At 66.2% G+C, this 11,621-nt stretch carries 11 protein-coding genes; 7 read left to right on the top strand and 4 right to left on the bottom strand.

Annotated features, from left to right (window positions below; all coding sequences use genetic code 11):
• The first annotated feature begins 136 nt into the window (after nucleotides 1-136).
• Nucleotides 137-298 carry a hypothetical protein gene (locus tag WBP07_RS09595; protein ID WP_395390798.1) on the top strand — a complete coding sequence of 54 codons (162 nt, stop codon included), beginning with the start codon at nucleotides 137-139 and terminating at the stop codon, nucleotides 296-298.
• Between the two features lie 103 nt (nucleotides 299-401).
• On the opposite strand, the gene sppA is transcribed toward WBP07_RS09595, so the two are convergent.
• Nucleotides 402-2,300 carry a signal peptide peptidase SppA gene (sppA, locus tag WBP07_RS09600; RefSeq protein ID WP_395390799.1) on the bottom strand — a complete coding sequence of 633 codons (1,899 nt, stop codon included), beginning with the start codon at nucleotides 2,298-2,300 and terminating at the stop codon, nucleotides 402-404.
• A 306-nt stretch (nucleotides 2,301-2,606) separates the two neighbouring features.
• Here sppA and WBP07_RS09605 point away from each other — a divergent pair, with 306 nt between their 5' ends.
• Nucleotides 2,607-3,587 carry an aspartate carbamoyltransferase catalytic subunit gene (locus tag WBP07_RS09605; RefSeq protein WP_395390800.1) on the top strand — a complete coding sequence of 327 codons (981 nt, stop codon included), beginning with the start codon at nucleotides 2,607-2,609 and terminating at the stop codon, nucleotides 3,585-3,587.
• On the top strand, nucleotides 3,584-4,825 hold the full coding sequence (locus WBP07_RS09610) for a dihydroorotase family protein (RefSeq protein WP_395390802.1): 1,242 nt from the start codon (nucleotides 3,584-3,586) through the stop codon (nucleotides 4,823-4,825). The genes WBP07_RS09605 and WBP07_RS09610 overlap by 4 nt, the downstream gene beginning before the upstream one ends.
• 276 nt (nucleotides 4,826-5,101) lie before the next feature.
• Here the strand turns inward: WBP07_RS09610 and WBP07_RS09615 are convergent, their stop codons facing one another.
• From WBP07_RS09615 to WBP07_RS09625, 3 genes are read right to left on the bottom strand one after another with little or no spacing between them, the layout of a single operon-like run.
• A complete protein-coding gene (locus WBP07_RS09615; RefSeq protein ID WP_395390803.1) occupies nucleotides 5,102-6,421 on the bottom strand; it encodes a tetratricopeptide repeat protein in 1,320 nt (439 codons plus the stop codon).
• Nucleotides 6,422-6,443: 22 nt separating this feature from the next.
• Nucleotides 6,444-7,142: a hypothetical protein gene (locus tag WBP07_RS09620; protein WP_395390804.1), complete on the bottom strand. Its 699-nt coding sequence runs from the start codon at nucleotides 7,140-7,142 to the stop codon at nucleotides 6,444-6,446.
• Between the two features lie 14 nt (nucleotides 7,143-7,156).
• Nucleotides 7,157-7,882, bottom strand: coding sequence for an AAA family ATPase (locus WBP07_RS09625; protein WP_395331538.1), 726 nt, complete (start codon nucleotides 7,880-7,882; stop codon nucleotides 7,157-7,159).
• A 281-nt stretch (nucleotides 7,883-8,163) separates the two neighbouring features.
• Here WBP07_RS09625 and WBP07_RS09630 point away from each other — a divergent pair, with 281 nt between their 5' ends.
• From WBP07_RS09630 to bfr, 4 genes are all read left to right on the top strand, one after another.
• Nucleotides 8,164-9,306 carry an SPOR domain-containing protein gene (locus WBP07_RS09630; protein WP_395390805.1) on the top strand — a complete coding sequence of 381 codons (1,143 nt, stop codon included), beginning with the start codon at nucleotides 8,164-8,166 and terminating at the stop codon, nucleotides 9,304-9,306.
• A gap of 141 nt (nucleotides 9,307-9,447) precedes the next feature.
• Nucleotides 9,448-10,749, top strand: a complete 1,302-nt coding sequence (locus WBP07_RS09635) for a DUF418 domain-containing protein (RefSeq protein ID WP_395390806.1) — start codon at nucleotides 9,448-9,450, stop codon at nucleotides 10,747-10,749.
• Nucleotides 10,750-10,835: 86 nt separating this feature from the next.
• On the top strand, nucleotides 10,836-11,030 hold the full coding sequence (locus WBP07_RS09640; RefSeq protein ID WP_395331532.1) for a bacterioferritin-associated ferredoxin: 195 nt from the start codon (nucleotides 10,836-10,838) through the stop codon (nucleotides 11,028-11,030).
• Between the two features lie 104 nt (nucleotides 11,031-11,134).
• Nucleotides 11,135-11,614 (top strand): bacterioferritin, encoded by a 480-nt coding sequence (gene bfr, locus WBP07_RS09645; RefSeq protein ID WP_395390807.1) that lies wholly within the window; start codon nucleotides 11,135-11,137, stop codon nucleotides 11,612-11,614.
• The last annotated feature ends 7 nt before the right edge of the window (nucleotides 11,615-11,621 follow it).

The raw sequence follows: 11,621 nt of genomic DNA on the forward strand, positions 1-11,621 counted from the left end.
CGGCGATTCGCATTGTGCGCGGAAGGGCCATGGCGTTCCGGCCGCGCGATGGATCGCCGGTCCATTCGGTGGCACCAACTTGCCCGCCCGCGCGTTACGTCCCAGGTAAAGGTTTATCAGCGAAGCGAGAGGCAAGATGGCCACCCAACCCGCAGACGATCCCGGCAATACCCCGCCCGAAACGCCGGTTCCGCCGATGGAGCCCGGCGTGCCGGACTTGCCCGAGGAACTGCCGCCCGAGGGGCCGGATTTCGATCAACCCGATACCGGCCCGCTGGAGATGCCGCCGCCCGATTGAGCGACGGCTCTCGTCGAAAGGTTTCTGAAAAGCAGAGAGCGGCGCCCCCGCCTGCGCGGGGACGACGGTTTGTGCGCGTGAGGCTAGCGCGTTCCTCCCGTTCTCAGTCGAACCCGACCAGCTTCGCCAGCATGTGCAGCGTCGAGATCTGATCCGCCTTGCGGGCGCTGCCCGGCACCACCGGACATTCCAGGCAATAGGCCTGCGCTCCGCGGCTTGAGAGCATGGCCGACAGTTGCCCCGCCACGCGCGATGCCTGCTCCTCGCGGCGGCGGGAGACCAGGCTGGCAAAGTCGTAGGCGCCCGCCTGGATGCGCGCGCTGTCGTCCGGCGCCTGCGAGGTCATGTTGCTGAGGAACTTCGTGAAAGTATCCTCCTCGCTCTCCAGGTAGACCGCATGCCACTTGCCATTGCCCACGCCGCCAAGCCGTGCGGCCTCGGCGAGTGCGGCATCCAGATCGCCCATCTTGTCGACAAGCCCGATCCTCTGCGCTTCCGATCCCGGCCACACGCGCCCCTGGGCGATAGCGTCCATCTTTTCCGGCGTGGTCTTGCGCGCCTTCGCGGCCAGACCGACGAATTTGCCATAAGTGTTTTCGACCGAAGCCTGCAGCATCCCTTCAACCTCGGGCGTGAAGCCGCCGAGGATATCGGGCTGCCCCGAAAGCGGCGTGGTCTTCACGCCGTCGCTGGTGACGCCATATTCCGCCAGCGTCTTCTCGAAGCTGGTCACAACCGCGAAGACGCCGATCGAGCCGGTGATCGTCGCCGGCTGTGCGAACACCGTCTGGCCCGGCGTAGAGACCCAGTAGCCGCCGCTGGCGGCAAGATTGCCCATCGAGACGACGACCGGGATCTTCTTCGCCTTGTACCGCTCGATCGCGCGGCGCATCCGCTCGGCCGCCATGGCCGATCCGCCCGGCGAATCGACGCGCACGACCAGCGCCTTGAAGCCTTCGTCGATATTGTCGTCCAGCAATTGGGCGATGCGGTCGCCGCCGGCCCGGCCCGGGCCAGCCTGTCCATCGACGATCTCACCCGCGATGGTGATGACGCCGATCTTGGCGCCATCCTTCTTCTCCGGATTGGCCCGCAGCCATGCGGCAAGATCGGTGTGGCGATAAGGCAGGTCGTTATCGTCGCGCGCATCGTCCTCGCCCGCGATCTCGGTCACGCGCGCGTCGAATTCGCTCTTGTCGCCGATACGATCGACCAGCCCCGCCGCTTTCGCGCCTTCGGCGAAATCGCCGCCGGTCGCCTTGGACCAGGCCAGCGGATCGCCGGTCATCCGGTCCAGCTGCGACTTGGGCCGCGCCCGCGCCACGTCCGCCTTGTAGCTGCCCCAGAGCGCGCCGTAGATATCCTGATAGGCCTCCCGCGCGGCGGGCGACATGTCGTTGCGAAGATAGGGCTCCACGAAGCTCTTGTAGGTGCCGGCGCGGAAGACGTGCGCGTTGACCTTGAAGCGATCGAGCAGCGCCTTGAAGTAGACCTGGTTGCCGCCCGGCCCCGCGACGAAGGCACCGCCCATCGGATCGATCCAGACTTCGCTGGCGTGCGAGGCAAGCTGGACGCCATCGTCGGCATAGGCATTGGCGAAGGTCATCACCGGCTTGCCCGCCTTGCGCACGTCATCCATGGCGCGGCCGATTTCCTCGATATGGACCATGCCGCCGCCCAGAAAGCGCGACATGTCGAGCACGACCACCTTGATGCGCTTGTCGGTCGCCGCCAGTTTCAGCGCGCGTTCGATATCGCGCGCCTGGAACTGCCCGCTGGGCGCCTGGCTGCTGGCCAGCAGGCTGAGCGGATCGGGCCGGCTCTTCTCCTCGACGATGGAACCGTTGAGGTCCAGCAGCAGCGCGCCGTCCTGGATGCGGGTGGCCGCCGGGCGCGAGGTCAGCACCGCGTAGAGCAGGCCGAAAAACAGCAAGAGGAAAACCAGCGCCAGCGCGTCCTTCACGCCCACCAGCAATTTCCAGACCCTGTGCGCGAACTTCATGGATTCACCAGCCTTTCAGAAAGACTTGCATACGCCCGCACGGCCATCGCGGCCAGACCGGGAAAGAAGGTTTCCCGTAATGGCTTAACTCTTGTGTCTAATTTTCGGTTTTGAAAATTCGCTAAAGGCGAATTTTGGCGGCACCGGCCCACTCCCCCACCCGACCACCCATCAGGATACACTCGAGGGAGGTCGGGTGGGGGAGTGGGCCGGTGCCGCCGCGAAAATGCCCATTCGGGCATTTTCCAAACAGACTCCGCAAAAGGCTTGAGCCGGAGGCCACCTGAGCCTAGTGCCTGATCTTCGATGACATCCCCAGAATATATCTATCCGGAAGGCGCCCTCGCCTTCCCGCATCGCGGTCTCGTGGGCATCGGCGGTCTTGCCCCGCATGAGATCTGGTTCCTCCTCGACGAAGCCGAACAGTGGGTCGAGCTGAATCGCGGTACGCAGAAGCGGCGCGATCTGCTCTCCGGCCTGACGATCATCAACGCCTTCTTCGAGAATTCGACGCGCACGCTGCTGAGCTTCGAAATCGCCGGCAAACGCCTGGGCGCCGACGTCGTGAACATGGCGGTTGCCAATTCCAGCGTGAAGAAGGGGGAAACCCTGATCGACACGGCGATGACGCTGAACGCCATGCGCGCCGATGCCATCGTCATCCGCCATGCCAGTTCCGGCGCGGTGCAGCTGATCGGCGATCTGGTCGACTGCCCGGTCCTCAACGCCGGTGACGGCCAGCACGAGCATCCGACTCAGGCCCTGCTGGACGCGCTGACGATCCGCCAGGCCAAGCGCGCCTTCAACGGCCTGCGCGTCAGCATCTGCGGCGATATCCTGCACAGCCGCGTCGCCCGCTCGAACATCCTTTCGCTCGCCTCGCTGGGCGCCGAAGTGCGCGTCTGCGCACCGCCGGCACTGATGCCCGCCGATATCGAGCGGATGAACGTGAAGGTGTTCCACGATTTCGACGCGGCGCTGAAGGGTGCCGACGTGGTGATGATGCTGCGCCTCCAGCTGGAACGCATGGAAGGCCAGTTTATCCCCTCCCCCCGCGAATATCGCCACCTTTACGGCCTGACGCTCGACCGGCTTGCCAAGGCCGAGCCCAACGCCCTTGTCATGCATCCGGGACCCATGAATCGCGGCATCGAGATCGACTCCAACGTGGCCGATCTGGTCGGCCGTTCGCAGATCACCACGCAAGTCGAAATGGGCGTCGCCATTCGCATGGCCTGCCTTGACGTGCTGACGCGAAAAGCCCGCAATGTGGAGGGCTGGGCATGAGCGCGCAGGCATCCCTCACCATCACCAACGGCAAGCTGGTCCTTGCCGACGGCACCATCGCCCCCGGCGCGCTGCGCTGCGAGGGCGGCTTCATCACCGCGATCGGCGCGGACGTCACGGCGCAGCCGGGCGATGTCGTGCATGACGCCGGCGGTCATCTGATCGCGCCGGGCCTGGTCGATCTGGGTGTCTTCGCCATCGACAAGCCGGCCTTCCACTTCGGCGGCATCACCCGCGCCGCGCTGATGCCGGACCAGAACCCGCCGCTGGACGTGCCGGCCCGCGTCCGCTTCGCCGCGCAATCGGGCAAGCCGGACTTCTGGGTTCACCCGCTCGCCGCCGCGACGCAGGGCCTGGAAGGCAATTCGCTGGCCGAGATTGCGCTGATGCGCGATGCCGGTGCCAAGGCTGTCGCCACCGGCCGCCGCTGGATCGGCGATTCGGGCACGATGCTGCGCCTGCTGCAATATACCGGCATGCTGGGCATGGTGGTGATGACCCATTCCGAGGATGCGGGCATCGTCGGCAAGGCCGTGGCCACTTCCGGCGAGATGGCGACTCGACTGGGTCTTCCCTCGGCTCCGGCCGAAGCCGAGGCCATCGCCATCGCCCGTGATATCGCGCTGGCCGAACTGGCGAACGCACCGATCCACTTCCGCAAGGTGACCACCGCCAAGGGGCTGGACCTCGTGCGCGCGGCCAAGGCGCGCGGGCTGAAAGTGACGGCGGGCGTGACGCCGGCCTACTTCATGCTGTCCGACCTTGCGCTGGCCGGTTTCCGCACCTTCGCGCACCTCTCTCCGCCCCTGCGTTCGGAAGACGATCGCAAGGCGGTGATCGCCGCCATCGGCGATGGCACGATCGACGTGATCGCATCCGGCCACGACCCGCGCGGGCCGGAAGACAAGCGCCTGCCGTTCTCCGATTCGGTGCCCGGCATGGCCGGCGCCGAGACGCTGCTGCCGCACACCATGAACCTGGTGCGCGATGGCGTGATCTCCATGGCGCGCGCGTTCGAACTGGTCGCGGCCAATCCGGCCAAGCTGCTGGGCGTCAATGCCGGCCGCATTGAAGTGGGTGCAGAGGCTGACATCGCGGTGATCGCGCCCGACCGGCCGTGGATCGTGGATTCGGGCAAGATGGCGGCGCTTGCCGGCAATACGCCCTTCGACAAGCAGCCCGTACAAGGCCGCGCCGTGGCGCTGTTCAAGGGTGGCATGGCAGTTTTGCAGAAATAGCCAGAAGGTTCAGGGCATGGGCGGGAATCTTCCGCCCGCCCCGTTCCCGCCCACGCCGAAATCCAAACACCCCGTCATCCCCGCGATGGCGGGGATCCCGCTTCCTTTTCCGACCTCGCGAATTCGTCCCGTCGCCTAACGCAGCGGGCCTCGCCTTCGCGGGGGCGACAAGGCCGGTTGCGGAAAATCCCGGATGCCGTTCCCATAAAAAAGACGGCCCCTGTCCGAGGACAGGAGCCGTTCAGGTTCACATGGAACTGGTAGAAAGCGAGTGCGTCAGCGGCTCGCGAGCATGGCGCCCGGCTGCGAACGATTCTCGGCATAGGCAAGGCAAGCCGCCCCGCCCTTGCGCACGGACGTGCAAAGCGATTCGGCGCTGTCGCGGTCGAAGCCCAGGGCGGCGACGCGGTAGTAGCGCTGGCCGTTCACTTGCGCTTCGGTGATGCGCAGCGCGTGATCCTTCAGCTTCGGATTCTTCGTCTGGAAGAGAACCCAGGCCCGCTTGGCACCGTCCATGGTGCGGAACGACCCAAGCTGGACGAGATGCGTGGCGGGCGGGCTGGAAACCGCCTTCTGGCGGCTTGCCGGAACTGCGGCTGCAACACGGCGGGCGGCCGGGTTCTGCTGCGCGGCCGGAGCCGGCACGAAATGCTTCACCGGCGCGGCTTCGGCAACTGCGGCAACCACTCGCGGCGCAGGGGCCGGTACAGCGGCCGGGACCGGCGCCGGAGCGGCCTCGTCAGGCTGGTTCGCGCCCCAGAAACTCTCGCCCGACTGAACGGCGGGAAGTTCTCCGGCCGGCGCGGTTGCCGGGGCGGCAGCCGGCGCCGGAACGTCGGCCACGGCAAGCTGGGCACTTTCGGCGGGCTGGTTTAGCGCCAGCATCGCCGGCTGACCGGCGTCGCCGCGTAAGGGTGCGCCCAACAGGGCGGCGATACGCTCACGGCCCTGCGTGGGCGCTACGTTGGCGGCCCATTCGTGCAGGCGCGCTTCCAGCTGGTCGCCGGCAAGATCCTGCGAGGCGATCAGGCGGGCCTCGCTCCAGCGGCCGTCGAGGGCATAGGCATAGGCAAGGTTCTGGCGTGCCTTGGGCGTCGCTTCACCGCCACGCACCACGTCGGTCAGGATGGTCACGCCGGCAGCGGGATCGCCCGCCAGAGCGACAGCAAGGCCGTAGTCGCTGGCCGGCAGCTTGTCCTGCACGCGCTGGAGCACGGCCTGAGCCTCTGCATTGCGGCCAGCGCCGATATAGGCCAGCGCAGCGCCCAGCGCGGTGTGCGGATCCGTGTCACCCAGCGAAATCGCGTCTTCGAACGTCGTGGCCGCAGAATCGAAGCGACCTGCCGAAAGGTAGGCTTGCGCCAGCGCGGTACGGGCGCGGACATCGCGTGAGGATTTCGCCACGCGCTGTTCGGCGCGGGCAACCGCCACGTCATTCTGCTCGCCCGTCGCCGCGACAGCGGCAGCGCCGGAACTGGCGACCGAGGTATGGCCGGCGCAGCTTACCAGCAGCGCGGCAGCCATGGCGGCGCCCAGCGCAAGACCGCCGGTCCGGACATAAGAAGCCCGGGTGCGGGAAGTATTGTGGCGTTCCATCAAAATGTCCCCCTAGGACAGATCAGCTGCGCTTCGCGGCCATGCGGCCCGGGCCCGAAACGTCGGCGAATTCGGCGAGATACTTGTCCAGCGCTTCGGTCACGATGGTCTGGGCGCTGCGATTGAGCAGCACGCCTGCCATCTTGAGACGGAAATGGCGTTCGGCATCCAGGCGCAGCGTGAACGCGGCCCGGCGGCCTTCGGGAACCATCGCCCGCACCGGCGCGGCCGTGCGGTTGATGCGCTCTGCCAGATTCTCGATCTGGCGCAGAACGTCCGGCTTGCGCGGCGCGAAAGCGGGCATTTCGGGCGAGAGCGAGGCCATCGGCGCATCGGTGGAACCGTCTTCGCCCTCTTCATCCGCCCACTGACCCTCGGCAGCCCATTGGCCCACCGTGGCCTGCATTTCGTCAAGCTGGTCCGCTTCGGAAGCGTCTTCCTCAAGAACCTGCTGCTCGAACGGTATTGCGTCGGCGACGATTACAGGAGCCGGCATAGCTTCCGGCGCCGGCGTCTCGACCGCCGCGACGACGGGCGTTGTCGCCGCCTGTTCGGGGGCGCCCCAATCGTTCCAGCCCAGATCGTCGATCGGGGCGGGCTCCGCGCGCATGCCGCTCATGCCGAAGGAGGCATTGTCCTGGCGGCGCATCGCCGGCTTGGCGCTGCCCTTGCGGGCCAGCAGGCTCGGCGAAAGCGACGCGAATGTACGGGGTTCGCTCATCGCGCCGGACATGGTCAGGACCCCGCGACGCGGCGGCCGAAGCCACCGACCGGGCGCTGGGCACCCTGGATCACCGGCTGCCCCGGAACCGGCGGGGCCGAGAACACGGTGCGGCGGAAGTTCTTTTCAAGACGATCGGAAATGTAGTTCCACAGCGCCGCCACTTCCTGCGAGGAACGGCCGTTGGGATCGACTTCCATCACCGTGCGGCCGTCGATCATCGAGGCGGCAAAGTCGGTGCGCTGGTGCAGCGTCACCGGGGCAACGGTGCCGTGCTGCGACAGCGCGACGGCGGCCTCTGCAGTGATTCGCGCCTTGGGCGTGGCGGCATTGACGACGAACAGCAGCGGCTTGCCCGAACGTTCGCACAAGTCGACCGTGGCCCCCACGGCGCGCAGATCGTGCGGGCTGGGGCGGGTCGGGATGACGATCAGTTCGGCAACCGAGATCACGCTCTGGATCGCCATGGTGATGGCCGGCGGCGTGTCGATCACGGCGAGCTTGAAGCCCTGCTGGCGCAGCACCTGGAGATCGGCGGCGAGTCGCGCCACGGTGGTCTGGGCGAAGGCAGGCAGTTCGGCCTCACGCTCGTTCCACCAGTCGGCCAGCGAGCCCTGCGGATCGATGTCGATCAGCACGACCGGCCCTGCGCCAACGCGCTGCGCCTGGACGGCAAGATGTCCCGAGAGCGTGGTCTTGCCCGAGCCGCCCTTCTGCGATGCCAATGCCAGTACTCGCAAAGCCCTGTCCCCTGAGTATTCCGCTAGGAATGTGAACCTGTCTGAGGGCTGGGATCGCAGATCGTTCCTAATTTAGAGTTAATTACGTAGCCTGCATCCCCGGGCGCAGCCTTCCTGCGTCCATGCTTTCATGCCACTGTTGCGTCAGGAAATTGTTTACCATGCCGGTTAAGGGCGATTTTCGGCAGTCGCCCGTATTGTCCCGCGCTTGGGCTGGTGCCATCCGTCAATCTTCGCATAGCATGCCATCCAACCGGGAGGGCCATCGGGGCGGGATCAAGATGCAGAATATTCTTCGTTTCCTTTCCACCAGTGGCGTCGCCGGCTGCATGCTTTGTGCGGCCAGCGTGCTGATTCCGGCGCCCGCCGCCGCCGATGTGAAGGCCGGAGTCGATGCCTGGTCGGACGGGAAATACGAAGCCGCGGTGAAGCAGTGGCAGCCCCTGGCCGACAAGGGCGATGCCGATGCCGAATTCAATCTGGCGCAGGCCTACAAGATGGGGCGCGGCGTGCCGCTGGACCTTGGCCGCGCGGAAACGCTTTACGGCAAGGCCGCGTCGCAGGGGCATGTGCAGGCGGCTGACAACTACGGCCTGCTGCTGTTCCAGCGCGGAGAGCGGGAGAAGGCCATGCCCTATATCGCCGCCGCTGCCGGGCGCGGCGATGCGCGGGCGCAGTACATATTGGGCGTCGCCTGCTTCAACGGTGACCTTGCCGAAAAGGATTGGGTGCGCGCCTATGCCCTCGTCAGCCTAGCCCAGCAGGCCGGCTTGCCGCAGGCCACGCGCGCGCTGGCCCAGATGGACGAGCATATTCCGCTGGAACAACGGCAGGAAAGTGTGCCGCTGGCCACCAAGCTAGCCGCCGAAGCGGACGCCGCGCGTACCCGCATCGATGCATCGGCTTCGCTGGGCGGTACCGCGCCCGCGCCGAATCGCCCGCAATTGGCCCGCGAATCGGCCGTCGACAGTGGGCCCGCAACCGCCGGCGCAGACTACGCACGCCCCGCCCCCGCGATCGTCAGGCCGACGGTCGCCACGCCGAAAAAGCCGGTGATCGTCGAAACGATGCCGACCGTGAGCGCTCCTCCATCGCAGCCGGCCAAGCTTGCCGTCGCCAAGCCGGCACCACCGAAGGCGGTTTCCGCCGCGAAGCCGCCTGTGGCCGCTTCTGTCCCAGCCCCTGCAAAGGCAGGCGGTTGGCGCCTGCAACTCGGCGCTTTCGGCGTGGCCGCTAATGCCGACAAGCTCTGGTCCAGTCTGTCGAAGCGGCCCGAACTTTCCGGCAGCCGCCGCGAACAAGTGCGCGGCGGCCCGCTGACATTCCTTTACGCCACCGGCTTCGCCAGCAAGACGGAAGCGGACAAGGCCTGCGCCGCGCTGAAGTCCGCCGGCCACGAATGCATCGCTACGCCGCCCAAGTAGAGCCACCCAAGTCAGGCCCGCCGAAATGCCGGCCTGACGCAAGCGTCGGGGCGATGGCCCGGCCATCCCCTTCTCCCCGCGCGTATTTCCATGGACTCCGGCGAGTCGCAGGCATAGCCTCCCCTTTGGGAGACAGGGGCTATGCCGAAGGCATTGACGGGCGATAACGCCCGCGAGGTCCACTACGATTTCGAGGCGACCGGCGCGGCGAATGCTGTCGACCGGCTCGAAACGCTTGACCTCATTCGCGGGATCGCCGTTCTGGGCATCCTTGCCATCAACATATCGGGATTTGCGGGGCCGGCGGTCGGATCGGCCTCCCCCGGCTTTGCGATGCACGCCAGCCATGCCGACGAATGGGGCTATGCCTTCGGGTTCCTGTTCTTCGAAGGCAAGATGCGTGCGCTGTTCGCCATGCTGTTCGGTGCGGGAATCGCGCTCTATTGCGAGCGGATGGATGCCGCCGGGCGCGATGGAGACGTCCTGCAGGTCCGCCGCCTTGCCTGGCTGATGCTGCTGGGTCAGTTACACTATCTGCTGCTGTGGTGGGGCGACATCCTGTTCGTCTATGCCACCTGCGGCCTGGCCGTGCTGTTCGTGCGACGCCAGCCCTGCGCGGTGCTGCTGGGACTGGCGGCGGGAATCGCGTTGACCGCCGCCATCGTCAATCTGACCGCTACCCTGCCGCTGCTGCGCGCGGAGGAAGCCGTCCGCCTCGGCATCGCCACCCTGGCCGAGCGGCACGACGTTGCCGACCGACTCGCGCAGTACCGCGAAGCGGCGGCGGCGCAGTCGCAGCTCTATCATGCGGGTTTCTGGAACATTGCCGCCACCAAGCTGCAAGACGATCCGTTCTGGCTGGTGACGATGACGCTCCACGCCTGGAGCGAGGTGATCCCGCTGATGCTCGTGGGCCTGGTTCTCCAGCGCAAGGGGCTGGCGGAAGGCGCAGTGCCCCGCCGAAAGCTCCTGACCATCGGTGTGGCAGCTACCGGGGTGGGACTTGCGGTGACGGCGCTGGCCCTCGGATGGGCATGGCCGCGCCATTTTCCGCCGATCGCGATGTACGTGATGCTGGGCAAGGGGCTGATGCCGGCGCACTTCGTTACGGCGCTGGGTTATGGCGCGCTGGTGCTGGCGGCCGCCCCTGCCCTGCTGCGCACTGGCGCGGGCCGGCGACTCGTGGCCTGCGGGCAGATGGCGTTCAGCAACTACATCGGCACCAGCCTGATGATGAGCGCGCTGTTCTTCGGGTGGGGCTTCAGCCTCTACGGCAAGGTCGGCGCGGCGGAACAGTGGCTTTTCGTGCTGCTGGGCTGGTCCGTAATGCTGGCCTGGAGCGCGCCGTTCCTGCGCCGATACCGCCGCGGACCGCTGGAACTGGTGTGGCGTTCGCTGGTCGAAAAGCGCCTTCTGCCCAATCGGCGCAGTCTATCTATCTGAGTTTTTTGGCCGATTTTCGGGCGAAAAGAATGCTATTGCGATCCATTTGCAGTTGCATATGATGGGTCTTGTAAGAGGATTCGCCCATGTACGTTTGCATCTGCAATGCGATTAAGGAAACCGACCTGCGGACCGCCGCGCGCTGCTGCCGTGGAGACGCCAATGCGCTCTACGCCGCGCTCGGCCGGACACCGCAATGCGGACAATGCCTCGAAGACGCCGAGGATATCATTGCAGATGAGATGACGGCACTGGACGCACCACTCAGCGCTGCCGCCTGACGGCGCGCTCATACTAACAGGTTACACTCGCGGGACTTCCGCGGGTTGCACCCGTTTGCATACGCGCCCATAATGCGCCCTGAAATTTTCAGGAGCATCCCCCCATGAAGGGCGACCCCCAGGTCATCGACTTTCTCAACAAGGCTCTCTTCAACGAGCTGACCGCGATCAACCAGTACTGGCTGCATTACCGCATGCTCGACAACTGGGGCATCAAGCGTCTGGCCGAGTATGAGCGCCACGAGTCGATCGACGAGATGAAGCACGCCGACGTGCTGGCCGATCGCATCCTCTATCTGGACGGCCTCCCCAATTTCCAGGCGCTGGGCAAGCTGCGCATCGGCGAAAGCGTCGAGGAAGTGCTGAAGGCCGACCTCGCCCTGGAACACGACGCGATTCCGCTGCTGCGCGAAGCCATCGCCCACTGCGAAGCCGTGCGTGACTACGTCAGCCGCGAAATCTTCGCGCGCATCCTCGAAAGCGAGGAAGAGCACGTGGACTTCCTGGAAAAGCAGTTCGACATGATCGAGCGCATGGGCATCCAGAACTACTGCCAGCTGCAGAGCAAGCCGGCGGAAGACTGAGCGGAAC

Origin of the sequence: Novosphingobium oxfordense (genome assembly GCF_044029435.1) — a bacterium.
GTDB lineage: Bacteria > Pseudomonadota > Alphaproteobacteria > Sphingomonadales > Sphingomonadaceae > Novosphingobium.

Bases quoted from the DNA above. Each gene is read 5' to 3' on its own strand.
- WBP07_RS09595 (WP_395390798.1), top strand. From the start codon at position 137: ATGGCCACCCAACCCGCAGACGATCCCGGCAATACCCCGCCCGAAACG.
- sppA (WP_395390799.1), bottom strand. From the start codon at position 2,300: ATGAAGTTCGCGCACAGGGTCTGGAAATTGCTGGTGGGCGTGAAGGAC.
- WBP07_RS09620 (WP_395390804.1), bottom strand. From the start codon at position 7,142: ATGAGCGAACCCCGTACATTCGCGTCGCTTTCGCCGAGCCTGCTGGCC.
- WBP07_RS09615 (WP_395390803.1), bottom strand. From the start codon at position 6,421: ATGGAACGCCACAATACTTCCCGCACCCGGGCTTCTTATGTCCGGACC.
- WBP07_RS09610 (WP_395390802.1), top strand. From the start codon at position 3,584: ATGAGCGCGCAGGCATCCCTCACCATCACCAACGGCAAGCTGGTCCTT.
- bfr (WP_395390807.1), top strand. From the start codon at position 11,135: ATGAAGGGCGACCCCCAGGTCATCGACTTTCTCAACAAGGCTCTCTTC.
- WBP07_RS09635 (WP_395390806.1), top strand. From the start codon at position 9,448: ATGCCGAAGGCATTGACGGGCGATAACGCCCGCGAGGTCCACTACGAT.
- WBP07_RS09605 (WP_395390800.1), top strand. From the start codon at position 2,607: ATGACATCCCCAGAATATATCTATCCGGAAGGCGCCCTCGCCTTCCCG.
- WBP07_RS09630 (WP_395390805.1), top strand. From the start codon at position 8,164: ATGCAGAATATTCTTCGTTTCCTTTCCACCAGTGGCGTCGCCGGCTGC.
- WBP07_RS09640 (WP_395331532.1), top strand. From the start codon at position 10,836: ATGTACGTTTGCATCTGCAATGCGATTAAGGAAACCGACCTGCGGACC.